This window comes from Vibrio hannami, assembly GCF_029589055.1.
GTDB lineage: Bacteria > Pseudomonadota > Gammaproteobacteria > Enterobacterales > Vibrionaceae > Vibrio > Vibrio hannami.
In genome coordinates this window covers 702300-728164 of the sequence record NZ_JARQZP010000007.1, presented here as the reverse complement: position 1 = coordinate 728164, position 25865 = coordinate 702300, and the positions used below count along the sequence as shown (strand labels likewise).

The window sequence follows — 25865 nt, the reverse complement described above, 5'->3', positions numbered from 1 at the left end:
AAATGAATATTAAAAAACAAACAAAGCAACTTTTTTTGACGGAATATAGCACTCTTGAACAAGTTACAGAATCTTTTAGCGATTTTGATTTAAGCCTAGAGAAAATAATTCAACTTGGAGAGACTGGAAAAATAAAAATACACATAAGAATCAAAGATGAAACAGTGGCTTATTTTACTCTAAAGCTAGATGAGATAGATGTAGAAACCTTTATAAGTTCAGTCTCAGAGTTTTCAATTATAGAGCAAATAAAAGAATACAACAGTTTGGTGATAAATGGCGAAGTTAGAGCGATAACTTATGATGCTGTTATTTCCGACTACTGGGTATTACCTTCCCATCATTTGAGAAATCATATATTTGAAGAAAACAATCCTACCATGTTTCTAGAAGATAGAAATACACAAACAGGTTTATCTGTGCGATTTGAAGATGCTTGGCTTTACAACGAGCAACATTTGAGTGTAAAAAATCTATTTCTATCAAAGGAAGATATTAAAAAAGTTCATGACTATTTTTATCATGATATTCCGATAGATAGTGATAATACAGGACAGAATAATAGTTCATCAAACAAAAAAGAAAAACTTCCTAACATGATGGAGCATCATACTCTATACAACAGCCAAAAAATATATGCCATCCTATGCTTTGCTATTCATATCATGAGTCGTGAACCAAATATAACTTCCGATAGCAACCTTTGGGCAACCAAAGTACTCGATTTAATTACACAAAAGTGGAAATCGATACAAGAGCCAAGCCTCCATATTGAAGATATAGATACATTTTTAAACTGGTGCGTAAATGATACGTGTTTCTCCGGTATAGATAGTATTGCGGATTTAACAGAGAAAATTGAGGGACCGAGATATGAATCTGAAAATCACGGCCGATTTAACTCAAGAAACCAAAGAATCACAATTCTTATTCCCGCGGTATACGTAAAAACAATGTATCCGGAAAACTGTAACAAGAATGCCAAATGGGCTCGTGAAATCGATGATAAATCTCAAATATGGTGGCCAAAAGAATACGGTATTCCCGGTGTAAACCTAGAAACGGTTTCGAAGTGGTTGGGCAGGTGTGTCTCCGAAAAACTGATGCTGCCTAAAAAATTTTGATGCGTTTTTTTTCTGAGGAATTTTTGTAGTCTTGTTTCCAACGAGTGAGTTCATACAAACACAGAGAGGTACGCATGAGTAACATAAAAATCATCAGGCTTTCTACCGTAAAAGATATGACTGGAATAAGCAAAAGTAGCATTTATCAACGAATATCAGAAGGTCAGTTCCCAAAACCTATCAAGCTAGGAAGAGGAGGTGGAGCTGTCGGCTGGGTTGAACAAGAAATAATAGAGTGGATTGAACAGAAAATAAAAGAACGTGACTGCACAATGTTCTGACCTAACTATCAATGTAGAAAGCTCGGCCACCAATATAGTGGTCGAAAAAAGATGTTAATAGAAGTAAAGACTTTCAGCAGTTTATTTAGACCCTGTAATTTCATACAGCAATGTGGCGTAGTACAAAATACTAAAATACCCAAGCCTTATACAATAGTACTAAAAAAACCATAAGCATAAGCTTATACATATAGTACATAATTGGTTGGTTTCTTGTTACTACATTTGTTAAGTAATGAATTAAGAATTTAATGCATTTCTTATTGTATACCAGAGGAAATTCCATGAAAGAAATACAAAAATTAATATATGAAAAGATAGACGAACTATTTGAAGAAGCACAAATGTTTCAAGAAGGCTGGATGAATAGTATTGCACGTAGAGAGATCAATAGAAAATACGGACACAATGTTAAGAAGGAGCATACAAGATATCAATTACGCTTAGAGTTTTCGGGCTCTTCATTCAAAATACGGTGGTACCTAGTAACATTTGTTAAATATCGTGATAAAGTTCATCGAACAGTAAAGTCCGTATCAATACGGCCAAACGGGAAGCCTTATGATACAAGCTTTCATCACGCAGATCCATGGGAGCATGAGTTGATATTTCAAGTAGAGAAATATCTATCAATTATTAGACATAAACTTAAACACTTGATGAAAGCTCATTATAACTTATTAAATGCAGCTAAGGGGACTGACGAGGAGATAAAGGCAATTGCAATAAAGGACCGAGTAACACCAAGGGATATATCGATTAAAAGAATAAAAAGAAAACTTATTGATAATCAGTAATAATTATTATCAAGTCAACATAAATCAAGATATAGTCTTTCAGCTTGATTTAAATATAGAATTCATCATAACGTTCTTGAGTAGAAAATCTTATTATAAACTCGGTACGATTTAAAACCTACTAGTAACTGTCAGATTTGGAATATTCAAGATTTCGATATAATGCACCTACATATAATTTATTGTAGGTGCATTTGTATATGTATATTAAGTCATATTTTAAAAACTATTTAAATAAGTTGTTGATTTGTGCTTTCCTAGTTATCTCTAATCAGGTCAATTCAGATACTGAACTAATACAGGAAACACCCCAACTCGTTAAACTGAGAGTGACTGAGGCACATACCGTTGGTGAATTTGAGTCCATCGCATCCGCGAAAGAAAAAGCAGTTCAGCTAGCCAAAAACAGTGCCGTTGAGTATGCCGGAACCTACGTTCAAACCCGGATGCTAATTTCGGACAAAAAAATGCTAGTCAATGAAATACAGAACCTTTCCGCCGCTCTGATTAAGGTGAATAGCGTTTCCACTAAAACCAATATTGACGCGAACGGCAACTTGATTATTTACGTTGATACCGTATTGGTGCTGTCTAAAAAGGAAATAAGCGAAGGATTAAAACGCCTTGGCCAAAATAGCAAGCTAACCGATGAACTCAATAAGCTACAAACCGAAAACGAACAACTCCGAAAAGAGCTATGGTCATTAGCCGGGATAGGCAATACCTCAAGAATAAAGCGCCTAAAACAGTTCATATCCCTCTATCAAAGAATTGAAGAAAACAATACCAGCATTCAGCGCCTATTCTCCGAAGGTGAACTCCTCTTCATGGCTAAGCAAACAAGTAAGAAAAACCAGGAGTTGAAGAGGAAGTTCGTTCAAGATTTTACTCGTGCAATGATGAAAACAGAGGTTGCTGTAGGCGAGCTTGAGTTTCGTTTGAACAGTAGAGGAAACCATAACTTATTAGTGCCAATAAAATGGAAGGTGGACAAAGAAGCCATCAAGACCGTACTCGACCCGTATTTGAAGGTGAAACTAACGTACAGAGGTCACATGCACAATTATGGCGGTGCATTCGCAGTTCCAACAAAACAACCAGCGAAATATACCAAAGCTGATATTTTTGTTGGTGAGCTGGCAAAGCATAGGTTCTACATCAAAGTATCAATAGGCAAAAAGAGCCAGCTGCTCCCCATCACGGCACTCCACCGCTCTTTCGGCAACGAAACACCCTATCTTAAGCTAGCGAGTTACTACGTAATTCATGAGCGCGGTGACACTCGCACCAAAGACTACATTTCGGAAAAAGTGCTCAATCCGGTATTAATAGAAGACGTAGATGAAAAAACTCTTCAAACGCTAACAAACATAAAAGCCGAGCTCGTAGAGGTGACCCAATGAAAATAGCACTACTCATTTTGACTTATGGTGTTTCAACAATAGCCAAAGCGGCACTTCCAGTGTGGCTTGAGAATCAAGCTCACCCTGAGTACCAAATTACAAAGTCTACTTGCGTTGTGGTTAGTGGAGACAAACTGCAAGACCAAACTCTCGCCGTAGCACTTGTAAAGGCTGCGATTGTTCAATCCTTGAGTGCGACCGTAACAGCAACAACCACACTTGAAATTAAGGATGATGTAGAAGGCAAGAGCTTAAGTGAAGAGCAGTTTAAGCAAAGCATAACTCTTTTGAGTAAGGGCGAGATAAGTCGCCTGCAAAAAATTAAAGCAGGCTATTTTAGTGATGGCGGTACCAGCAATTATTGCGCCTGGTATGGATACAACCTATAAAACTATACAATTGGAGAAACATAACCATGAAAAACAATATGTTATCAGCTGCATTTGTAAGCCTAATGTTTATTGCTGGATGTAGTTCAAATTCGACATATGAAGACATTACTATGGCGGAAAACGAAGCAATGAAGGCCAGGCGGGAAGCAGCGCGCAAACTAGAGTCCGAGCAACAAGAAAAAGCTGTGGAATCAATCGCTGCTTTGCCAGACTGGTATCTAACAACACCTAGTGCTGACCAGGAGGGAACATACGCCGTTGGCTTGGGAAGCAGTAATAAAGTCGATATCGCGCTCTCTAAGGCCCATATACAAGCTCAATATGCGTTGGCGAAGGCATATGCACAAAAACTCTCTGGTCATGAGAAAAGCTTTGTTAAAGACTCTGATTCTGGCACATCTATAAACCAATACACAAAGGCCATTGAAGCATTAGTAAATAAAGTTGATTTGGTAGGCTTTAGAGTCGCTAAGCAAGAGCTCGTTGCTGTTCAAGGCAAAGTGAATGCATACGTTCTGATGAAACTACCTTATGACTCCTACACCAGTTTGCTTCAACAAAAAATTGACGCTGCTGAAGATGAAGTTGTTAAACAAGCCTTTGTTGAACTGAGAGAGCGCCTTGAAAAAGAAAGGTCTAACGATGCCTTGCCTGGCACCAATCATCAAACCTATTGATTATGTAGTACATTGGGAGAATAGTTAAAATGCAAAAGACAGTATTAGTAAAGGCACATTTTGAAATTGAATACGAATATGTAAAAAAGCGTGTCGCTACCGGAGAGTATGAAAGGACCTTATTGGGAAAGAAAGAAAAATATAAAACTGTCATGGAAAAGGTAGAAAAAGGCATATCCAAATCACGCATAGATTCCCTAAGGCTGGCGGAAGATCTACAAGATGCGATAAATGAGCTTAATAATACTGGATTTAAAGTAACGCAGATTGTTCCAGTAACCAGTGGCGACTACAACTATTTGTACTCTGATGATGGTGTTTCCAGCTCATATAGCTTATTTACGAAAACCGAGTCAGTCTCAGGCGGTGGTAGCTTTGGGCTAGGATATGGGTACTCATTTACAGATAGTTTAATCATATTGGCAGAAACAAGCTTGCCGGAATACTAGGACCTCATGCTATTTAAGTATCTTAAGAAACAGCAATTACTCGTACGGCTAGGTAGTTATATGTAATGTGACATCAGTAACAAAGTTGAATGCGTAGTATTAATAACGAGAGCATTGTCAGTAAGTTAGCACTGCTCACGATAAAAACTAAGTGTTTCGCAATCATACTGACTGTAAACAAAGCCTTCTGCTATACATACAACATCTACTTTAATTGACTCAGACAATACCCAGTCCATATGAGCAGTATTAAAGCGAATGTCCGTTATATGAAGATGCTTAAAATTTGCTCCTGTTTAACTGAAGTCTACGAGCAAAGGCTCGTTTTCTATCATGGTAGGCCTCATAACGCCGTATATTTTGACTTAAATTGCGACATTTTCTGTCGGTGAGATTTAAGTAATTATAAAGGAACACTATTACCAATAGCTTCTAGCTAACACTATCAATCTAAACACAAATATCTATATTCATCAGTAATTTACAGGCAGTGCATATTGGCATATTATTGTTCCGATTAAGAACAAGAAAAACAAATATGAACAACGTCATAGTACTGATAGCGACCACACCCAGGCTGCCTCTTCTACTTGAAAATGCATTGCCTTCTATCGTTAACCAAACTCACACACCAGCAGCTGTCGTTCTTGTTTCAGACACTCGTCTGCTGAATCGAAAAGAAAAAGCACAACTGCAATCGGAACTTAAAGGCATTCCCTTTTTCACATTGAATAATTTACGCTTTTCTGGTGCCGCCGGGAGTTGGAATACCGGTATTAACTATATCTCCGAACACTTTCCGAATAGCTACATTGCCATAATTGATGATGATGACATGTGGCACCCGGAGCATTTGTCGTCTTGCATAGCCAATAGCAACTCCGGTAAAGCCGATATCGTCTTATCCGGTATCAATGTAAACATTAACCAAAAAACCGTTGCCACTAATATCCCCACCGATATTTCAGCTAGAGATTTCTTGATAGGTAACCCTGGTTGGCAAGGTTCAAACACCTTTATAAAGTCTGAACTCGCTACCAATATTGGCGGCTTCACGGATGGTTTAATCAGTGGGAATGACCGAGACTTTGCTATCAGAGCTTTGGAGTCAGGAATAGCAAATATCTGCTATACTAATAGGGCGACCGTTGACTGGATTTGTAATCAGTCACCAGATGCATTGTCAGCGCCAGGCTCTAAACAAAAACTCAGAGGATGTGCTCAGTTTCTACAACTGCACGGAAACAAGATGTCTGAACACGAAATGAATGTCTATTTCCAACGTGCACGTGAGCTTTTTTCTCTTTCCAAAGAAGAGATTTTTAGCGAATTAGAACAAATGGAGAGCGACAATGACTAATTTCAAAACACGGGCACCAAGCAAATATACTGAGATACTCTGCGACCGCAACTTGCAGCTCATTCATACCTGTGCAATCGAGTACCAAAAAGCAGAGCTGGTGGTAGCAATCGCTCACAAAAATCAAATCCAAGCCCTAAACAAAGCACTGAAAAGTGCGTTAAACCAAACTCTAATACAAGAACAGATTGCGCGTATAGTTGTGTTAGACGATTGCTCAGACATCACATGGTCATCAGAAACAGAAGCTTTACTCCATCATCCTTCTGTTTCCCTTCTAAGTGCTGAATGCGGCTCTCCAGCCAGAGCTCGTAACCTTCTGCTAGATTGGGCAGATACACAACCGAATTTGCAGTGGATTGCTCGACTAGATGCTGATGATGAGCTATTCGCAACGAATAGCCTAGAAGGACTTTGGAACTCTGTTTGCGGAACAGAGAAAAAAGCAGCGATTGGAAGCAATAAGTTACGAAAATATGGAGCATTTCTACCTAATGACAACATCGCAGATCCTAAGGAGTTGACGGACCATTTAAATCTCGCAGGGCTTATTGAGAATTTTGCATCCGGTAAGCAACTGCGAGAGATCCCATCGTGCAATTTGCTGCTAAGAACAAAGCTGGGCCTTAGGTACCCTAATATCAGAAGCGCAGAAGACCACTGGCTGGTAACGAGATTATTGATGCTATTCCCATCGGATATAGTGATTTGCCCCTACCCTATCTACTCCATCTACTCTTTGGATGGAGAAGACACCCAGCTAAACAAGTCCAACAAGACTTGGCAAAATCAGAGGAACAGGTTGGCATATGTTGCCAGAACGTGGAGCACCCTACTTTCAACCAAACGACAGCTGCTTGGAGTAGGTATGGAAGGTGCCGTATGGTTACAGCACAACCAGGTCAATAAAGAGTTCTACCCATGGGCGATTTCCAATACTGAAGTACAAAGCCTTAGATCTTTGCTAGCCGGTAAAGATGTTCCTATCCCTCAGGTAACATGGAGAAAACGGGATGGATTATGGCAGTACCACACAGACTACAAGAGCAGTACTATACCTGGAGAAAAAATCACAAAACAGGCGATAGTTCGATATCTAACAAAGCTGTATCAAGCCCGTATAGCCACACTCAATATCAAAAGAGACAACCTAATAATTACTGCGGATGGAGAGCTGCACTACATTGATATTGGTAATGATATAAAGCCCCTAACCTCTTCGTACTTTCGTGACATGTGCGCTCGTCTCTATTCTATTGGTATTTTGGGCAATAACGACGAGGAATTAGTACGTAGAAAAAGTTGGCGCAGACAAGACGATGCACTAAAAGCTCTTCCAGGGTTTGAGCAGTTCTACAGCGAGCTAATGGCCCAGCTTCACCCTCAGTGTGTTGAACCAAATAATAATCCTATTCCCGTTGCATCATTTAAGAGTGGTTCTGTGACCCTAATGATAAAAGTCTGCGGACAAGATGCTAATGTACTCACTGACCAAGTGACACATATCGTTACTCAACTTAGCTATCCGGTTACTTTTTACGAGATAATACTTCTCATTGATCCTTATAGGGGAGAGTTTCTACGTCAGTATGCAGAGGCAAATCTGGCCTCCGTTATTGAACAGGCAGACAAGCTAAAAAATCAAGGACTTATCGACACAATACTAATTGCTCCTTCAGATTCAAAAACCATAATAGCAACCTATAAAAAATGGTTTGCCCAAGCAGATTGCACAGAGACACACACACCGAAAAACGCTCCTCTTTTCCCTCAGGTTTGGGGGTTCGACCAAGTTACAACCTCTTACGTGTTGCAGTGTGATTTGGACGTGTTAGTCGGTCGGCGCAATTGGCAACATGACTATATCGCAGATATGATTTACGCCTGTGAACCGGAAGATGTGTTAGCGGTTGGATACAATATTCCCAAAAGCAGTTCTGACTTTAATCCCTACCATGGTGTACCGGGTGAATATGCGCCTGAGGTTCGTTTTGGCCTTCTGGATCTTGACCGAATATACCATCAACTACCGATAGATAACCCCCTATCAGGAAACAAGCTCACTTTAACCTGGCATCGAGCGCTGCAGGCAGCAATGAAACTCCGGGGGCTGCGTGCGGTGCGTGGTGGAGATCCACAGAGTTATTATGTCCACCCACGCAATGAGCATAAGCACCTACCCGAACTTTCAATAGCAAGAGATTTGATTGCGCAAGGAGTCGAGCCTGTAGAGCAGCATGAGAAGTTTGATTGGGTTCCTGGCAGACACTGGAAATATGAGCCAAGGCATGAAGCGATTGTCTTCCTGCTTAAAGGCAGGTTTACCGAGCACGCCCTGCTTAAACGTTGCCTGGACTCATTACGAAGCCAAACAAACCAAAACTTTGGTGTTATTGTCATTGACGACGCTAGTGGTGCAGTTCACAACTGGTGTTATCCAATGTTACTCGGTGAACTTCTGGCTAAAACAACTTTGGTGAGGCGCGGTGTTAACACCGGCAGGATGCCAAACTTCTTATTGGCAATAAAAGAAATCTGCCAAGATCCTAACACCTTAGTAGCCGTTTTAGACCAAGACGACTGCTTAATGCAAACCAGTGTCGTGGACGCTTTGCTTACTGCCAAACAACAAGGCGCAGATCTAATTCAGATGCCAATGTTCCGTCCAAACAAACCAATAAACTTATACGGTCCCGATTATAGAAATCCAAGGGCAGCTGCCGGCGCAAATGTATGGAGCCACTTACGAGTATTTACCAAAGGGCTCTTCGAGCTAGTTCCCGAGGATTATTTTAAACGTGCGGACAGCTCTGACTGGTTTGACACGGTTACCGACTATTTAACCATGTTGCCTATGGCCGAACTGGCTAAGAATCCTGTTTACTTGGACTCCGGTTACACATACTGGCACCTACGAAAAAACTTTGGTCCGGACGACAGAAAGCGAGAAGACAAGTTAATTAAGGAGTTGCTATCTATGCCTTCACTCTCTTCGAGAAAATATAAGCTTGTTGAACGAGAGCCAGAATCTTTTGAAGGTGATTGACATGGACAGACACTTGGTTGTCATACATCCACCAGTTTGGAGAAATATGCCTGTCTCTTGGAATGTAGAACAATGGTTCGACAGTCTTTAGACTGAAGCCATCGGCCTGCTCGAGCCACGTGTGATAGCTAACCTTAGATAGCTTTTCCCACAGTTGACTCGCTTCTTTTCGAGATAAACTTGGCAGTTGTTTCAGCAGGTGAAAACAGTCCATTGTGATAGTTGTACTAGCCCCATTTTGAACCGGGGCCTGCAATAGAAATTCTGGCCAACAGAGCTTGTCTATCCAAAGTAACGCAAGCTGTCTCTCTGCCAACCAGTTGTGATAAGCCGCTGGTATTGCTTTGTTCTCAGGGTATCCTTTTGGTCTTTCCAATGAGGGCAACAAAGCCATACAACTAACATTTACCACGACGTCGTATTCAAGCATCGTCTTAATGGTGAGTATACCCAGTGAAGGCTTGCACCCAAGCAGGGGCTCTAACTTCTTGCTGTTAATTTCTAATCTTTCAATAAACTGTTCATCTGGTAGTTCGCCTTGAACAAGAAAACCGTTCTTAAGGCCCGCCACCTTACTATTAGTAATGGTCAGGTTCGTACCTGCATTAAGGGTTAAAGGCTGATTAAACCTGATAACTCTTTCATTTTCTCCGACTACCTGTTCACCCGGACCATTGCCGACAATATGCCATATGTCCACTTAAACCCCTCATTCATACCGAAATAGCACTACTGATTTCTATCAGACTCCCACTCCTGATAAATCTTTGCCCATGTGTTTGAAGTATATTGCTCTAATATTTTAGGACGTAATTTAGGTGGTACGTAATGCCCATCTCGAAATCGGCCACATAACCCACAAGCATTTTTCATGAGGTCACGCATCTCATCATCACATGCAGGTATGCGCTGCCGACCATTTTTTTGGTTTAAGACTCGATCGATACCTCCAGCAACCGCGCAAGGATAATAACCTCGAGGGGTAAGACCCAAGCCACAAGTACGCGCAATATCACAGCCATTAGAAAAATCACTAAATCTGTGATACCAGCTATCAACCGGTGCCAAGTTAAAAGGGCCAAAATCTGGTTGAACTGAGTCTGTTTTAGTTGAATTTTCGATATACAACCATCTTGGAAGCTCTGATAACACCTTATTTACGCGGCGGCCATACCCATTAGTCACTAACTGAATGGATAAGTCAGGCTGAGTCTGTTTGAGCCGGTATAACTCAGCTAGAATTTCACTTAGCTGGGGGTGTAATGTTGGCTCTCCACCTAAAACGCGGATTTTCCTCCAACGCCGACCCTCGCTCAGACTATCTTCAACAAACTGAGATATATAGTCCAACCCGATATGAGTTTTATCCGGAGCTTGAGCTGATGAGCGGTTACAGTTATTGCACTTCAAGTTACATTGATAAGTTATATCTATTTCTATCAGGTCATCGGCAACCTGATACTGATACCCCATCAGTCTAGTTACTGGCTTTTGAACACGAAACCATCGCCACAATGCCTTTAGGTGAAACCACAACTTGGCTAAACGAAACCATCTTTTTGGGTAATCATGTGAATAGGTAAACGGCTCTTTATTGGTACTTAACACTACCAACTCCCCTTTAACTTTTTGTTTTAATTGATTTAGGAATTACTTTGATGCTCTAGCGTATAGTGTACCTGTCCGCCTCACGGGACAATCCAATTGCGGATCGTATTCGCGCTGGCGAACGACTGAAAACCCAGCTTTATAAAGAACATGCTCCAATGTCTCAAAATCGTAGGCAAACTTGTGGTCATGATACTCTCGAAAATGCTGATTAATATGCTCCATCCGAGTTACGCACCATTCGGGGTGCCACTGCTTCTTCGCAATGTCAAAATAACCATCATTTCGGGTACCAAGGTATTCAGCGATAGGCCATTCAGTATCAGGTACCGCGACACTAAACTCTCCTCCTGGCTCTAAAACGCGAAAGCACTCTTTAAGAAAAAAATATGTCTGTTTAGGGTACTCAAGATGCTCTAAAAAGTGCTCTGAATAAATAGCACTACATGAGTTATCAGAAAAAGGGAGAGGCTCACGTGCATCCAGGGTCAAGTCTGCCGAAGGTTTAAGGTCAATATTGACCCACCCTAGTTTCGGCTTTTTCCCACATCCGATATTAAGCTTAAGTTGCATCTGATTTTGGTACTCTTTTGCCATTCGAACACCTGTATAGTGCCGAAGTGCAAAAATGAATTCTCGCTTTAGGTTTATAAACGCGGAACGTAAGCCTGATGTTAAAATGATATTAGGCATTTCTTTGTACTTAAAAATGAGTTGATAGCTCGCTAAACAATGTGCATTGTAATTGCTTTCTTGTTCTTAGTCCTTCTAATCTTTTAACAATCAAGGTAATAAGCTTCTAAACGCTTCAATTACTTAATACATAAAGTTTTCAGGTATGCCTTCAGTAGTTCCTTGGCACCAATTGTCGCATAGGCTGCTGGCTAACCTAGGTAAAGTGTTTGACCGAAAATTTATCTCTTTTGATGACAATGGAACAGTTCTTCTATCCGATGACTAGAAAAAACCAGTAGTATTCGGGCTAAACACCAGACATATAAATTCAGTGTTTTACTGCATAACCAGCTGCACATTCAGATGAATTATAAGACGAATTTATATATTTACTTTATCGCTAAAGTTGCGATTCGAATCACCGAAATTTGTTGATTAATGCCTACACTTCCATAAGCAACAAGACTTCTATCGTGAAGTCTCTTCATTCTGACTAAGTAAGGCATACATGCTGCAGTGGCATTTCAATACAAACTTTTTGGCTCGTCTGTTTGGCAATCGATGGAGTGGAAGCGAGAAGTACATAAGCAGCACGAAACTGGTTATATCGAACTGTTTTATTTTCAGCATAGAAATGGTCAACTGACAGACTCTTTACAAGATCAGTTATTTGCCAACGATGTGCAGCTAAATCCTATACCTGATGAAGAAATGCTTTCTAGCTTAAAAGATCTGGGACAAGTTACCGAACTTGCGAAGATTTTTGGTGCTTTAGTTGATATGTATAAAGCAGCGTGCCTGGATAGTACTCGTGTAGACAATATCATTCAAAACTCACCAGACCCTAAACAAACTGAAAAAGCTTTAGGGTTACTTTATCCACTGTATTACCGTTATGAACGATACCTTCAAGATCAAGGTGTCATTGATTTTAATGACATGATCGGTAAGGCCCTTCAATATGTTCAAACTGGCCAGTTTATCTCTCCATGGAAGTACCTACTGGTTGATGAATTTCAGGATATATCAGAGCCAAGAGCGAGATTAGTAAAAGCGCTTCGAGACTCGCTCCCCGGCTCCTCTCTCTTTTGTGTTGGTGACGACTGGCAGGCAATTTATCGATTTAGTGGTGCGGACGTTCAACTAACGACCAATTTTACCGATTATTTTGGTCCCACTTCTACCACTGCACTCGATATGACATTTCGATTTAATAGCTCGATAGGCGATGTCGCTACTAAATTTGTTACTCGAAACCCGGTACAACTTAAGAAGAACATCCAATCTCTGGTCAAGGTACACAAGCCCGCAGTGTCGATTTTAAGGCAAGGCAAGAACGAACCTGGAAGTACACCATTAGACAAAGCGCTTAATGCTATTGTGAGCAGAGTCAAGGTATCCGGGAAATCAAAACAGAATACAGTGTATTTGCTGGCTAGATTCTGGTTTCAACTACCCGACAGGTTCGAGTTGCAAAAGCTGAGCGCTCGATATCCTACGCTTGATATCAAAACACTGTCATTTCACGCATCTAAAGGCAAAGAAGCAGATTATGTCGTCGTAACTGGCTTAATAACAGGAAAGAACGGTTTTCCTTCACAAAAAGTCACTCCCCCACTGGTTGATGCCCTACTCCCTCAAGGCGATAATTTTGAGTTTGCCGAAGAAAGACGTCTGTTTTACGTAGCTATTACTCGTGCGAAACACAGGGCTTACCTGTTAGCAGACATGACCGACGCCAGTGAGTTTGTGATAGAGCTACTGCGAGACAAATATCCGATAGAAACTGGTGAGTTTGGTGAAATTACTTATGTTCAAAAGCTGTTTGAACAGATCTCGTGCAGTAAATGTAAAGCGGGAATACTCAAAGAGCGTCGAGGGCCATATGGACACTTTTTATCTTGTTCTCATTTCCCAAGGTGCAAGCACAAAGAGCGCCCTTGTGATCAATGTGGTAGCACGATGAGTAGTACCATCCAACCAGGCTATCAGGTATGCATTAATGAAGAATGTGGAGATATCCGTCCGCTATGCAAAAAATGCGGTGGTGAAATGAAACTACGACAAGGTAGATATGGCACATTCTGGGGCTGCACGAACTACCGGAAAGGAGCTCAGCGGAGTTGCAATAGCACAATCAACATCACCAAGGACAGTCACTGATAAAGCGGGCACCCATACTACATTGCAGTGTAAATCCTTACTAATCGTAGTTTAACTCAACTGGATTGGGGTTAAACATACGTTAACATTGGTTTCAAAATGGGGCTAAGAGCTAAACAAATAATAAGGAGCATTCAATGAAACTATATATCGCATATATGTGTGCCAAAGAGTTCGATATAGACGAGAAGTATGAAGAGGAAGCATTGGGGTTCGTCATCCGGACTGAATCTCCTGCTTCATGCGGAAAGTTACTCGATAACCTTGACCTTGATTTACCTGATTATATAGGCCCCTTCGTATGCTTAGCTCATGAAATTGGGGAGCCTACCTATTTCAGCACTCCCTCGAATGAAGAAAAGGTCATATTAGGACCTTTCAAGTGTAGTTTTTGGGACGCACACCGATGTGATGAAGATATTGTTATTTGGCACAGAATGACTCCTGAAGAGGTTTGGTTCAACAGAACCCGAGTGTTGACAGCCAAAGGAAGACCTATCGCAGATGAAGACATCCTCTATCAAGGTAATACACCACACGACTGAGATATTCGAAATACAGTAGGTATGTTTGAGGTGCCTGTCCTTGTTGTTTTTTGTAGTGGAGAGTGATAGCTCCTTCTGCCTAATGGATAAGAAGAACATAAAGATCGGTGGTCCTTACGATAAGCTGGAACACTGCGATCTTATAAGAAATGGGAACGAGTTTGTTCACGTGAAATTGTATCGAAGTTCAAGTACGCTGAGCCACCTTTTTTCTCGAAGGTGACCTTAAAAAACGCCTTAAAAACACTTGTTGCGTTAGATTAGCAGGTTTCCTTGGCTCAGATCGATGTAGACCCTATGCTTTTACTAAAGAAAAAATGCAAACCGAATAAAGAAAGACGAACCTGAATCAACCAGACATTGATACATATTATCAATTTATGCGTATATATAACCCAGCTACCAACTTGAAATCACAGATTCGTGTATCAAGTAACCAGACCGACAAACTATACGAGTTTAATGATTGTTCATTCCCCAATTTTCCCATATTCTCTCACTATCAATTCTGATGAACAAAACCAACATGAGATAACACTCTGAATGGTAGACCAAATTTTAACCTTGAAAGAGGTGGCTGCTTACCTAAAGTTGGCCGAAAAAACAGCATATAGATTAGCAAGCGAAGGCAAGCTACCGGGCTTTAAAGTCGGTGGTTCTTGGCGCTTCAAGCGTGAAGACTTAGATGCATGGATTAATACGCAAATCCAACAAACTGATCGGTGAGGCTCTCAGTGGACCAAGAGATTCAGAAGGCAAAGCTAAGCCAGCTGTTAGTACAGTTAAGAGCGGAGCCGAAAACGGCTGAAGTTATCTTTGATGAGCAGCAAGAACTATGGCGCGCACTAAACTTCAGTCAAGCTCAAGTTAGGCTGTGGCTTGCTTCATTGCGAGTCGACAACGAGATTAATTATCCAGGCGCAGATTACAACGTCACACCGGATATTTCTTCGCACCTTATTGAGTTGTTGCAGAAAGCAGGTGGGAGGATACCTTTGGCGCAAGTGTTGAAAAAGCTTCCAGCCGGGGTAGTGACCTCAGAACAACAAATTCGCAAATTGGTACAGCAGCACAGCCAGCTTCAGGTAAAGGGACCATTTTTGGTCCTCGATAATTAATCGCTGCATACATCTCAAATGATCATTAGTGAATAGATTTTAAGAAGACATCATGGCTAAACAAAAAAGATAGACCCAACCATTCTGCTCGAAGAGCAATTTCAAAAGCTGGTGGCGCAGCATATCGAGTTCACTCAACCATTAGTAGAACTGCCGAATCATGATTTCGCTAAAGCGGGCCTTATTCAAGGTTTGGTCGAGGGTAACTTGACGCCACCTGTCATGCTGGTTTCCCTGCTTGAAGGTCATTGGGAATATGCTGCTGATACTGCAAAGTTTGATGATTTAGCGTATCAGTTGTTAAGTGATATAGAAGGCGACTGGCCTGTATTTGCCGTCGTGGCAGACGGTAGCAACCATCGTATCCTTGCCCTTTTCGGTGCAGATGGTTCAGACGGTACTCATGGCGTTGATGCACTCCCAACACTTGAAGAGCTGCGTAATTTTGACCGCCTAGAGCGCGATCCTACGTTTCGTTGGTCCATGCGCGTTTACACCCGTTTGATGCAGCGTTTTGATGCTTTCCATGAAAATGTCTATCGTGTTACCAAAGATAAGGTGAACGACAAAAACGACATCATCGAAGAAGTGGCTAAATTGCTATTTCTGGAGAGCTTCCGCGTGCACCACGATGAAGACCTTACCTTTAAAGATAGCGAAGGAAGTACTTTACGTTTCCGTGATGTGTTCGACTGGCAATACGTGGAAAAATACGGTGATAAGGCCGTTGCCCAAATTAAAGGCGCCTTTGAAGCCTTTAAAAGCCATCAAGACTATGTGGTGATTTCGGATGATGGCTCGCGCAATGCCATCTTCCCACCGGAATCACACCTGCGCTTATCGGTGGCTAAAAACTATCAAGATTTGCTTGAAGCTATGCAAAACCTTGGGCCAGTTAAAACCAACGATGGCAAAACCGTGAAAGAGCAAGGCACCTTGGGCGATGTGTCAGGTGATTTGCTTGGTCGTGTCTTTGATGTATTCCTGCGCGCCAACTTTGAATCTAAAGGTGGCCTTGGCGTATACCTCACACCAAACCCAGTGAAACAAGCCATGCTCGAAATCGCGATGCATGACATCGACGATGACGATGAAATGCGCTCACGACTGGCAAATGGCGATTTTCGTTTTTGCGATCCGACCTGTGGCTCCTTTGGTTTTGGCTCGGTGGCACTGAGTCAGATTGATAAATGGATCGACTTTAAGCTGGTCTTGGCCGACGACAAAAAACAAGAGCTTAAACGACAGCTTCGCGACAGTGCCTTTACTGGTGCAGATGCTGCACCTCGGATGGTGATGCTGGCTCGTGTCAATATGGCGTTGCAAGGAGCACCCAAAGCACAAATTTTCTATACCGATAACTCGCTCACGACTCAAGCGCTGAAGCCAAATAGCTTTGACCTTATTTGTACCAACCCACCATTTGGTACCCCTAAGTTTGGTAAAGACAAAAAAGGCCAAGAGTCGAAAAAGAACTACGAAGCCAATATGGAGCAAGTCCTCGGTGGTTTCCGCCCAGCCGAAAAAGTGGTCGATAGTTACAACCCCTATTACGATCACTTAAAAATGAAATGGCAGGATACAGGTGATCTAGAACTAGATGCTAATGGCAATCCAAGATGGGCTGGTTACCGCACCGACTTACGTAATACTGGTGGTACAGATGCCAACCCGATTTATAGTTTGTCACCTTCGACTGAAGGTTTAGCCTTAGGTAGTAAACCTGATAAAAAAGGTAACTGGAAGCAAGTCGGTGCCACCATTGATCCCGCTGTGCTGTTTATTGACCGCTGCCTGCAGCTGCTTAAGCCTGGTGGCCGTTTAATGATTGTCTTGCCCGATGGCATTTTGTGTAACTCTGGCGACCGTTATGTGCGCGAGTACATTATGGGCAAAAAAGATGAACAAACTGGCGAGTTTGTTGGCGGTAAAGCTATCGTTAAAGCAGTAATTTCTCTACCAAGCGACTGCTTTAAGCTCTCAGGTACAGGCGCAAAAACCTCGATTTTGTATTTGCAAAAACGCCACGCTAACCCAGACCAACCCGAGCAGTTTTTGCCCGAGCCACAAAGCGAGGTGTTTATGGCGGTGGCCGAAACCTTGGGTTATGTGGTGAAAAACAATATCGAAGACTACAACGCTGGTGTGGAGAACGATCTGGATAAGATTGTCTCGGCTTATAAGCGAGGTGAGTGATGGCTACAATTTTTAAGAGAGCGCCAGCACAATTAAGTGAAAGGCGGATTGATCCTTGGCACTATCAGCCTAATTTTGAAAAACAAATTGGTAAAATTGAGAAGAACTTAGGTGCTTTATCCCTGGACGAGATTATTGAAGCAAAGAGAGGTGTGGCTGGTGGAGCTACCCCGTTAGGAGCCAACTATTTAGAGAATGGTCGAGTAAAGTTCTATCGTACCTCTGAAGTTGAAGAAATGTTCCTACAAGCGGAAGATGCCGTATTTATTAGCGATGACGATGATGAAAAATTAAAGCGCAGTCGATTGGTTGATGGTGATGTTTTGCTAACAATTACTGGCGCAAAGTTCGGCAAATCTGCCGTTGTTTCTTCGAAGCATTTACCCGGGAATATTAGTCAACATTCAGTTAGATTCAAACCTGACTCGAAAAAGATTGATGCTCATTTCTTAGTTGCTTTTTTAAATGGAAAAACGGGTCAGATTACAATCTGGAGGGAGGCATATGGAGCTACTCGACCAGCAATTGACTTCCCCAGCGTTCGCTCGCTTGTAGTTCCAAAAGTTTCGCCAATTGCCCAAAAATACATTGGGGATAAAGTTCGCCAAGCCGAGCAATTGCGCGCTTGGGCGAAGCACCATAGGAGAATGATTCAAGACTACTTTGATGGTTTGTTCGACGGCATTAGCCTTGAAAGGCCGGAGCATCACCATACAAGAGTATCCGTTGATATTTTAGTGCCTCGATTAAATGCCGAATACTACTCTGATTATTACACACAAGTCGAAAAAGGGTTAATTAGTCGCTTTGGAAGGTTGACCACACTTGGTCGCTTAGCCCCAACAGTGAGAGCGAAAATAAAACCATCAGCTGACTGCGTTTATAAAGAAATAGGTGATCTTGATGTAGGCAAAGGGGCTTTTGGTTCTGGGAGCTTCTATAAATATGGAGAGGCTCCTAACAATGCGCAAAGAGTATTTGATGATGGTGATGTGGCTGTTTCTACGCGAAGACCCAACAGAGGGGCAATTGCAGTTATTGAAGAGTCTTCAAGCACAACTTTTTATTCTGTATTCCTTGCTAGGCTGAAGCCTAAGGATAAAAACTTCGGGTATTGGCTCAAAGAGTTTTTGAGGCATGATACTGGAAAATTACTTCTACTCCAACGATGTACGTGGACGACATATCCTGTAATTTCTGAAGATGACATTGAAACTATACCAGTTCCCGAAACTCCTGATGACTGGGATTTCGTTGCTCGTTTATCTAGGCAGTCGGTTGAATTAGAGGCTTTTGCAACGAATCTAACTACAAGCGCCAAAACCCTCGTCGAAGCCCTGATCGAAGGTCAACTCACCGAACACCAGCTAATCCAAGCTCAGCAAGCCTTGGAAGATGGTGATAATGACTTAGACCAAGCCATTTTAAGCAAACTTAGCAGTGAAGGTTACGCCACTGACGGTGCCAAACCGCTATTTTGTGATATTGATGAGTTGTACCGCTTGCTGGAAAGCGCCGCCCAAGCTGAGACTGAGGAGTAACTATGGTGGCGAGCAATATGGATAGTAACGCGCAAGTCAGTAGCGTGTTATCTCAAGATGTAGCCCAAAGCAGTTGCCAATTACTTAGCAAGCTTTGGTACAGCGGCGGCTTAGCAGCTAATAAAGCTTCACCGTTGTTGATTGCCATTCCTGCGCTTAAAAACTTATTACAGCCGATTGCTGATGCTGTGGAAAGAGTTGCAGAAAGCGATTTAGAGGGAAAAAGCAATGCCTATTGCCTAAGCGCACCATTGCTGAATGCTTACAGCGAACTCAGCCAATTAGGCGAATGGCGATTGGCGCTGCTCGGTTTAAACCCAGAAGTGCGCACGCATTGGATCAACTTAGCCGCTGCCCGATGCCGTGAAGCGGGGGCCATGAGTGATCCACTGGTACTGGTTAAACTTATCCAACAATTGGGCAATGCCAGTGAATGGGTGTTCACGCAGCTGGAAAACACGAGTGTTACCACAGGGGCTGCGCCACAAATTGCGGCGGGACCCTTGGCGCAACTAGAGTGTGACTTACTCGGCCACAGCATAAACGATAACGCCGCTATACCGGCGTTATGCCGCATATTACGTGCCTGTTTTAAGTTACACACTTTAAGTGAGCAAACCGAAGCCTTAACGCCTATCCAACCGGTAGATACTAGCGCAAAACAGCTCGCCAACAACTGGTGCCGAGGTCGTTTGCTGGCACTGCCAGACGCTTTGCTTAGCGAATACAGCTTTAAGCAACCAATCAAACCCAATGGTGATTGGTTGTTGGTGTTTCGTCCTGTCAATGATGAGGCGAAGCTCATTGAGTGCTTCGCCCACCAGCCTTGGTGGTTTTTATTAAGCCTTGTGAGCTTTGTGCAAGATGCGTGGGCCGCTGAGCAGCGCGGCGGTTTATTACTGACGCAGCCAGCCGGACAAAATGCCTTTGCCCCAAGCCAAGTGAACGTGGCGGTGCAAGGCATTGATGGTGATGAAGTCAGCCTAGACAGTTTGGCCGAGTTTTTAAAACAGTTGCTTGGCGAGTTGAATATCGCGCTTTACCCCGAGCTAACTAATAGCTCAGAAGATATTCAGCGATTGAATCGTGCACTTAGCCCATTAATTGCCGAGCTACTGGCAAACAAAATCTGGCAGTTCACTGAAGCAGGCCGAGGCGAACCAGGTCACTACCGTATTCACCCCGATTTTAGCGATGCCTGTTATAGCCTGCCGCTAGCGCCGCTGTTTGGCTATAAAAGCCAACATTTACAACAGGCGATTAAGCAACTGGCGCAAACCAGCTATGCCAACAAAAAAAGTGCCAGCTCGGCTAACAGAATAAACAGTTAAAGGATTTTCGTGATGAGTTTTGAATTAGATGATGTCGTCGTCGATAAGCTAGCCAAGCAACACCGCTGGGCGGCGACGGGTGTGTCGGACTATCCACCGCGTGATCCATTGGTTGGTCAAAGCCGTTTTTTTAAGCGCTTTCAAACCTTTTTACACACGGTTGACCATGACGATGATCGCTTTGCCCATGTATTTGCTGTTGAGGCGGAATGGGGGCGTGGTAAATCCCGTCTAGGCCATGAGCTGGTGGCGCAAATTAATGACTGCTCCAAAGGGTGGTTTGTACGTGACGAACAAGGCCAATTGCACGATCAGCAGTTGTTTAACGCCGAAGCGCAAGATAAATACTTAGCGCTGTATATTCGTTATTCGCAAGTGGCATCAGACTATCAAAATTCCGATAACTGGTTTGCTTTTGGTTTGTATCAGGCGCTATTACCGTTGGCGACCCAATCCTTTGATGGCTCTATTCAAAGTGAAATCGCTAAACAAGCCTACGAACGCCTAATGCCGTTTGGCTTTACTTCTGCACTATTGGCAGAGGCACTGCAGCTGGACAAACAGCACAGTGAAGAAGACCTCTACACCGACCAAACCCTGGTGGTTGAATTAGTGCAAGCGGCCTACGAGGTGCTAAAACGTTTTGGTGTACAGTATGTGTTGGTCGTACTCGATGAGCTAGAAACTGTGGCCGAAGCCGCCACCTTTGGTTTGGAAGATGAACAAGATAAACGTCTCGATGGCCAAGCCATTCGCTTAATTGGTAAAGCCATTAAAGAAGAAGACCCACGCCGTAAACTGCCTTGGTTACGTTATGTCGCGCTATGTTCGCCACTTTTGGGTCAGCAGCTGCGTGAAATTCAATCAGTGGCGCGCCGCTTTGAATTGGTCGAACTTGAGCATAATGCGTTTGCCGATGTATCAGATTATGTCGCCAGCCTACTTAAAGATGGCAAACTGTGTTTTGATTACCCAGCGGGTTTAGTTGAAGCTGCTTATGCCATGAGTGGTGCGAACTTCGGTTGGTTTAACGTGGTGATGGCCAATGTGGATGCAATACTCAGTCAATATCAACAAGCTGACCGCACTATTGATGATGTGGGAGAATTGTTTGAAGCGGTGTTGGCTGGCTCTGGCCGTGTTGCCAAACACGTGCTGGATAAAGGCGCCATTGAAGGGATTCAAACTCGCGATAGAGCCTTAATAGGTCAGTGCCGCAGTTTGCTTTATGGCCAGCTACCTGCGCGTTTGGCTGAGATGAGCCAAGCAACTGAACTTTTGGCACTGAAAAACGAAGACCAGGAGCCGATAGCCGCGCACTATCGAAAACTGAGCATCGACCGCTTGCAGTGTCGCCAAGCGCTAGAGCAAGCTAAATTTCGCCGCGACAACGATGAATGGTACTACCCTGCGGTAGACCAAGCGCTCAGTTTAGATACCTTGCTGGATAACCTGCGTACGTTCTCGATTAAAGAGCAGGCTGCCAGTGGTGATAAAGGTGCAGTGTTATTGCCGCTGTCTAAAGGTGAATTTAAGTACTTATTGAGCTTATTGTACGATCACTCCGCCATTGAATTTGCCGCGGATGCCCTATGGCACAAGTTGGTCGGAGAAACCGCCGAGCTAGATGCCAGCGAAGCGACCCACATTGGACCGAGCGTGGCCATGTTATTACGTTTGGATTTACGCTACCGAAGTGCACAACAGAACTCGCTGATCTTTAAAGAACCAAGCATGGGCGATGGTCACGAGCAGGCGATGGCGGCGCTGAGTAAACAAAGCAGCCAAAAGCCAATCATAAAAGCGTTAACCCGAGTAACTGGCTTTGTGCGTTTGCTGGACAACAACTGGGGCTATGACGAGAGCCTGTTGGACAACAAAGCCGGGCAAGACGATGCGCCACTGGCGATTCTAACCGAACCGCGAAGCCGCCAAGGTGGCCTATTCACACTGGAAGGGTTTAAGTTGCACCCAGAAGGCAAAGCATTGTTTGCATGGGTGAGCAACCTAAACGAGTTGGAGAATCTCCATTCTTTTTCCACCGAATACTGCTGTAAATCTGGACGTATGCCGGTATTGGCACTCACCGCCTCTGCGCATTTAACAGAGCAATATACTCGTCTAGAAGAAAACAACGAATTGCGCGATGCGATACTGCTGCACTACGTGAACCCAAGTGAGGCGGACCAGTTAGAGCGTATTGGTTTAAGTGTGCAGATCTGCCAACAACATGGCGTGTCTTTGAGTCCCGAGAGTTTCACGGCTAAATTTAAAAACAAGCTGCATGCTCTGAGTACTTTTGCCAACGAGGCAATCCATAAATGGCGCCAGCGTTTGCAAAAGCGCGGTTTAATTGCATGGCCACTAAAAGTGGACGGCAAGCTATCGCCAAATGATCGCGATTTGTTGTTCAAAGGTTGGTATCAGCTAGCTATCGCACACCCAGAACTTAACGGTGTGTTGGATTTGCAGCAGCAACATGGTGTGCCGGTGGATGAGCTCAGCGGTTTGCTGGATAAACTCAAAGTGCCAGGCAGTTATATGGCGAAGGGCTATACCGCTGATGAGCACGCTGGACTGTTTACAGAGCTAAATAATGTACAGCGCAGCCAAGCACAAATCCCGCTGTTTTTGGCGCGTATTGCTCACCCAAACAAACAGCATAAATGGCAGTTCGAACGATTTAAACAGCAGTTCTATTTTGCTTATGTTGCTGAAACCAATATTACCGCCAAAGGTGTATTCAACGACTGGATGTGGTGGTGTGGCGAGCTGAATTTACTCACTTTAACCAATCCAAACGAAAAACAAGCAACGTGGGAAAGCTACCCTCGTTCCCGTTTAGAGAATGCGATTACCGAGGCGCAAAACTGGTTCAGTGGTAACGACCAAGACAGTTACAAAGCCAACGTAGAAGTAATGAGCCGCGTGTATGGCTATGGCCGCATCAATGAAGTCTTTGCGCCGCTAGGTAAAAACCAACTGGGTTACGCCACGGTAGAAGCCAAAGAACAGCTGGAAAAAGCACAAGCACTCTTTAGTGCTCTTAAGCAACAAGAAGAACAGCTGGAAGAGCTTACCCAGGTGGGTGAGGCTCATATTTTAGCAGGGCTGGTTAATAAGCGCGCTGAAGTGTTGGACTTGGTAGCCAAAGTTAAGCCATTGAACAGTAGCAAACCTACGCTTAAAGATGCGCATATTCTGGATTTGGAAGACAAAGGCACCTCGCTTTACCAGCGAGTTGAACAGGCTTGTTTATTTGCTGAGTTTGTTGAGCGAAGCGCTGATCGCATCAGTAATCGGCTCACAGATCTAATCAATGATGTTGACGCAGATTGTGCAACACTCAGCCATTTCCCTAAACGTTTGTATACCAATACATTGCGCACCGTTGGTCATATTTTGGACGGTGCATTAAAAGACGATTCCAGCAGTGCAACGGGCCAAAAGGAACAGCAAGCGGGCAGCGATACCTTATTGCACTACCTGCGCAAACTGGATCTAGGTAAAGCGCAAGATAAGCTTTCTGCCCTTGCTACCGAAGTCGGTTTAAATCTGCACACGGAACAGCAGTTACCGATGGCTGAAATTCAAGGCCATATTTTATCCAGCTACCGAAATTGTAAAGAGCGCTTTGAGAAGCTGATCAATAACTTAGATGAGCAAAGCCAACGTGCTCAAAAACTACAGCAACTGCTCAGTAGTGCAACTGCTGCGTATGAATATGCTGATGATATTGCTGAACTTCCCAAACTGGTAATGAAGTTGCAATTGATTGAAGATGCAATTGCTGATTTACCGGTTGATGCGGAAAGTAAACGTCAAAGCATGCAAGCCAGTTTGCGCAATGGTCAGTTCGTGGGATTACGTGATTTGCCGGAAGAGCTGATGAAATCGGCACGTGGACAAATTGCGCCTATTCAAGGTCGACTGAACAATATTGAAAATAACCTTGCAGCTGTAAAACGCGATGCCATCGTTCAGGTAAATAGTTGGTTGCCTCTATTAAAACCACTACTGGTTTCGCAGCAACAACCACTACCTGCTGAGTTAACACTTGCTGATGTGGACAAGTTAGGAGTCAGTGAGCTTGTGATGGTGTGTGATAAAACCCTATCAGATTGGCAAAGCCAAGGTGAAGCGATTTTACAAGGCACTGGGTTAACACTGGCACAGTGGCAGCCGGTTTATGAAGCACTAAGCCAAAACCAAGAGCCGATGTTAACTCCTAAGCAGCAACAAGGTTTAGTCAATAACGGCATCGTTAAAATGCGCTTAACCTTTGCTTCAGTATTGTAGAGGTCATGCGATGAGTATTTATCTGTCGTCGTCATTGGCTAGCAATCGTAAAGGGCGCTTTTTACAAACAGTTGCGGGAGCAATACCACTTGAGACGGAGTGGCTTAGCTCGCCACCAGCCAGCGGTTTGTTGTTGGTTCAAGCTGAAGAGTTGAACGAGAAACAGACGCTAAATAGCTTGTTCCAATGGGCCATGCAAACGGGTTGTTCGGCTTTAGTTATTAACCCGCAGCCTGAACAGCATGTTGAGTTTGCCGAACTGCAACCAATGCTGGATTGGACATTTGCACCCGCTAGCCTGATCTCTGAAGACGCAGGATTGACGGCAGTGCTGGCAAGTGAAACCAACCAAGCTGTTGTTGGATTTGTTGGTAGTGCAGATCACAGGCAACATATGGCTGGCGATGTGGTACATACTCGTTATGTCCGAAAACACAGCAACAGCGGTTTGTTTGCAGTCACGACGTTGCCTTTGTGGTCGCTAAATCTGCTTGATAATGCAGAGGCTTTAGTCGCCTGGCTAATCTGGTTCGTTGATCATGCTGGCGTCGCAACACCTATTGTTGAGGAAAAAGCAGAATTGGCGGCGTATTTGCCCGACAAATACGATTTGGTTGTTCTGTTGTTGCTATACGCCGGACACGGTAAGAGCCTGGCGGCACTTGTTGCCAATGACACAGTTAAGTTGATGTTTGATGTAAATAGTCTTGATGCCATCAAGCGAAGCGAAACATTGCAGCGGTATGGTTTTATCAACGAAACAGGATTAACTGAATCGGGCAAAGCCAGCTTACAAGCCTCGCAATATTGGGCTTATGCACCGCTACTCAGCGAGCAGTTAGATACGGGAGCGCTATAAG

22 protein-coding genes are annotated in these 25865 nt (G+C 43.4%); 19 read left to right on the top strand and 3 right to left on the bottom strand.

The window, feature by feature from the left end; translation table 11 throughout:
* Positions 1–2: 2 nt before the first annotated feature.
* From P7F88_RS17750 to P7F88_RS17710, 9 genes are all read left to right on the top strand, one after another.
* Positions 3–1124, top strand: coding sequence for a hypothetical protein (locus P7F88_RS17750; RefSeq protein ID WP_277826860.1), 1122 nt, complete (start codon positions 3–5; stop codon positions 1122–1124).
* A gap of 74 nt (positions 1125–1198) precedes the next feature.
* Entirely contained in the window at positions 1199–1405 is a 207-nt protein-coding gene (locus P7F88_RS17745) for a helix-turn-helix transcriptional regulator (RefSeq protein WP_277826858.1), read from the top strand.
* Positions 1406–1689: 284 nt separating this feature from the next.
* Positions 1690–2202 carry a conjugative transfer protein MobI(A/C) gene (gene mobI / locus P7F88_RS17740; RefSeq protein WP_277826856.1) on the top strand — a complete coding sequence of 171 codons (513 nt, stop codon included), beginning with the start codon at positions 1690–1692 and terminating at the stop codon, positions 2200–2202.
* 200 nt (positions 2203–2402) lie between these two features.
* Positions 2403–3605 (top strand): hypothetical protein, encoded by a 1203-nt coding sequence (locus tag P7F88_RS17735; protein ID WP_277826854.1) that lies wholly within the window; start codon positions 2403–2405, stop codon positions 3603–3605.
* The gene (locus P7F88_RS17730) at positions 3602–3994 is read left to right on the top strand and encodes a hypothetical protein (protein ID WP_277826852.1); all 393 of its coding nucleotides are present in this window, start codon (positions 3602–3604) and stop codon (positions 3992–3994) included. Before P7F88_RS17735 ends, P7F88_RS17730 begins: the two co-directional genes overlap by 4 nt.
* Positions 3995–4020: 26 nt before the next feature.
* The gene (locus P7F88_RS17725) at positions 4021–4674 is read left to right on the top strand and encodes a hypothetical protein (protein WP_277826850.1); all 654 of its coding nucleotides are present in this window, start codon (positions 4021–4023) and stop codon (positions 4672–4674) included.
* Positions 4675–4703: 29 nt separating this feature from the next.
* Positions 4704–5123: a hypothetical protein gene (locus P7F88_RS17720; protein WP_277826848.1), complete on the top strand. Its 420-nt coding sequence runs from the start codon at positions 4704–4706 to the stop codon at positions 5121–5123.
* A 538-nt stretch (positions 5124–5661) separates the two neighbouring features.
* Entirely contained in the window at positions 5662–6483 is an 822-nt protein-coding gene (locus P7F88_RS17715) for a glycosyltransferase family 2 protein (protein ID WP_277826846.1), read from the top strand.
* Positions 6476–9529, top strand: coding sequence for a glycosyltransferase family 2 protein (locus P7F88_RS17710; protein ID WP_277826844.1), 3054 nt, complete (start codon positions 6476–6478; stop codon positions 9527–9529). The genes P7F88_RS17715 and P7F88_RS17710 overlap by 8 nt, the downstream gene beginning before the upstream one ends.
* On the opposite strand, the gene P7F88_RS17705 is transcribed toward P7F88_RS17710, so the two are convergent.
* Genes P7F88_RS17705 through P7F88_RS17695 form a run of 3 tightly spaced genes read right to left on the bottom strand, consistent with a single transcriptional unit; the run spans position 9459 to position 11734 of the window.
* Positions 9459–10229 (bottom strand): hypothetical protein, encoded by a 771-nt coding sequence (locus P7F88_RS17705; RefSeq protein ID WP_277826842.1) that lies wholly within the window; start codon positions 10227–10229, stop codon positions 9459–9461. The two genes, P7F88_RS17710 and P7F88_RS17705, sit on opposite strands and share 71 nt — an antisense overlap.
* Positions 10230–10258: 29 nt before the next feature.
* Positions 10259–11137 (bottom strand): radical SAM protein, encoded by an 879-nt coding sequence (locus P7F88_RS17700; protein WP_277826840.1) that lies wholly within the window; start codon positions 11135–11137, stop codon positions 10259–10261.
* 42 nt (positions 11138–11179) lie between these two features.
* Positions 11180–11734, bottom strand: coding sequence for a class I SAM-dependent methyltransferase (locus P7F88_RS17695; RefSeq protein ID WP_277826838.1), 555 nt, complete (start codon positions 11732–11734; stop codon positions 11180–11182).
* Positions 11735–12328: 594 nt separating this feature from the next.
* On the opposite strand from P7F88_RS17695, the gene P7F88_RS17690 reads away from it, so the two are divergent.
* From P7F88_RS17690 to P7F88_RS17645, 10 genes are all read left to right on the top strand, one after another.
* Positions 12329–13975 (top strand): UvrD-helicase domain-containing protein, encoded by a 1647-nt coding sequence (locus tag P7F88_RS17690; protein ID WP_277826836.1) that lies wholly within the window; start codon positions 12329–12331, stop codon positions 13973–13975.
* 137 nt (positions 13976–14112) lie between these two features.
* Complete coding sequence (locus P7F88_RS17685) at positions 14113–14520, top strand: hypothetical protein (RefSeq protein WP_277826834.1); 408 nt, start codon at positions 14113–14115, stop codon at positions 14518–14520.
* Positions 14521–14602: 82 nt separating this feature from the next.
* Complete coding sequence (locus tag P7F88_RS17680; RefSeq protein WP_277829219.1) at positions 14603–14743, top strand: TIGR04141 family sporadically distributed protein; 141 nt, start codon at positions 14603–14605, stop codon at positions 14741–14743.
* Between the two features lie 320 nt (positions 14744–15063).
* Entirely contained in the window at positions 15064–15246 is a 183-nt protein-coding gene (gene mads1 / locus P7F88_RS17675; protein WP_132699715.1) for a methylation-associated defense system helix-turn-helix domain-containing protein MAD1, read from the top strand.
* An 8-nt stretch (positions 15247–15254) separates the two neighbouring features.
* Positions 15255–15638, top strand: a complete 384-nt coding sequence (locus P7F88_RS17670; protein WP_277826832.1) for a hypothetical protein — start codon at positions 15255–15257, stop codon at positions 15636–15638.
* Between the two features lie 207 nt (positions 15639–15845).
* Entirely contained in the window at positions 15846–17834 is a 1989-nt protein-coding gene (locus P7F88_RS17665) for an HsdM family class I SAM-dependent methyltransferase (RefSeq protein ID WP_277826830.1), read from the top strand.
* Positions 17834–19375 (top strand): restriction endonuclease subunit S domain-containing protein, encoded by a 1542-nt coding sequence (locus P7F88_RS17660; protein WP_277826828.1) that lies wholly within the window; start codon positions 17834–17836, stop codon positions 19373–19375. Before P7F88_RS17665 ends, P7F88_RS17660 begins: the two co-directional genes overlap by 1 nt.
* 2 nt (positions 19376–19377) lie before the next feature.
* A complete protein-coding gene (locus P7F88_RS17655; RefSeq protein WP_277826826.1) occupies positions 19378–20706 on the top strand; it encodes a hypothetical protein in 1329 nt (442 codons plus the stop codon).
* A gap of 12 nt (positions 20707–20718) precedes the next feature.
* Complete coding sequence (locus P7F88_RS17650; protein WP_277826824.1) at positions 20719–25005, top strand: hypothetical protein; 4287 nt, start codon at positions 20719–20721, stop codon at positions 25003–25005.
* A 10-nt stretch (positions 25006–25015) separates the two neighbouring features.
* Positions 25016–25864, top strand: coding sequence for a hypothetical protein (locus P7F88_RS17645; RefSeq protein WP_277826822.1), 849 nt, complete (start codon positions 25016–25018; stop codon positions 25862–25864).
* The last annotated feature ends 1 nt before the right edge of the window (position 25865 follow it).

Bases quoted from the DNA above. Each gene is read 5' to 3' on its own strand.
- P7F88_RS17750 (WP_277826860.1), top strand. From the start codon at position 3: ATGAATATTAAAAAACAAACAAAGCAACTTTTTTTGACGGAATATAGC.
- P7F88_RS17745 (WP_277826858.1), top strand. From the start codon at position 1,199: ATGAGTAACATAAAAATCATCAGGCTTTCTACCGTAAAAGATATGACT.
- mobI (WP_277826856.1), top strand. From the start codon at position 1,690: ATGAAAGAAATACAAAAATTAATATATGAAAAGATAGACGAACTATTT.
- P7F88_RS17735 (WP_277826854.1), top strand. From the start codon at position 2,403: ATGTATATTAAGTCATATTTTAAAAACTATTTAAATAAGTTGTTGATT.
- P7F88_RS17730 (WP_277826852.1), top strand. From the start codon at position 3,602: ATGAAAATAGCACTACTCATTTTGACTTATGGTGTTTCAACAATAGCC.
- P7F88_RS17725 (WP_277826850.1), top strand. From the start codon at position 4,021: ATGAAAAACAATATGTTATCAGCTGCATTTGTAAGCCTAATGTTTATT.
- P7F88_RS17720 (WP_277826848.1), top strand. From the start codon at position 4,704: ATGCAAAAGACAGTATTAGTAAAGGCACATTTTGAAATTGAATACGAA.
- P7F88_RS17715 (WP_277826846.1), top strand. From the start codon at position 5,662: ATGAACAACGTCATAGTACTGATAGCGACCACACCCAGGCTGCCTCTT.
- P7F88_RS17710 (WP_277826844.1), top strand. From the start codon at position 6,476: ATGACTAATTTCAAAACACGGGCACCAAGCAAATATACTGAGATACTC.
- P7F88_RS17695 (WP_277826838.1), bottom strand. From the start codon at position 11,734: ATGGCAAAAGAGTACCAAAATCAGATGCAACTTAAGCTTAATATCGGA.
- P7F88_RS17685 (WP_277826834.1), top strand. From the start codon at position 14,113: ATGAAACTATATATCGCATATATGTGTGCCAAAGAGTTCGATATAGAC.
- P7F88_RS17680 (WP_277829219.1), top strand. From the start codon at position 14,603: ATGGATAAGAAGAACATAAAGATCGGTGGTCCTTACGATAAGCTGGAA.
- mads1 (WP_132699715.1), top strand. From the start codon at position 15,064: ATGGTAGACCAAATTTTAACCTTGAAAGAGGTGGCTGCTTACCTAAAG.
- P7F88_RS17660 (WP_277826828.1), top strand. From the start codon at position 17,834: ATGGCTACAATTTTTAAGAGAGCGCCAGCACAATTAAGTGAAAGGCGG.
- P7F88_RS17655 (WP_277826826.1), top strand. From the start codon at position 19,378: ATGGTGGCGAGCAATATGGATAGTAACGCGCAAGTCAGTAGCGTGTTA.
- P7F88_RS17650 (WP_277826824.1), top strand. From the start codon at position 20,719: ATGAGTTTTGAATTAGATGATGTCGTCGTCGATAAGCTAGCCAAGCAA.
- P7F88_RS17645 (WP_277826822.1), top strand. From the start codon at position 25,016: ATGAGTATTTATCTGTCGTCGTCATTGGCTAGCAATCGTAAAGGGCGC.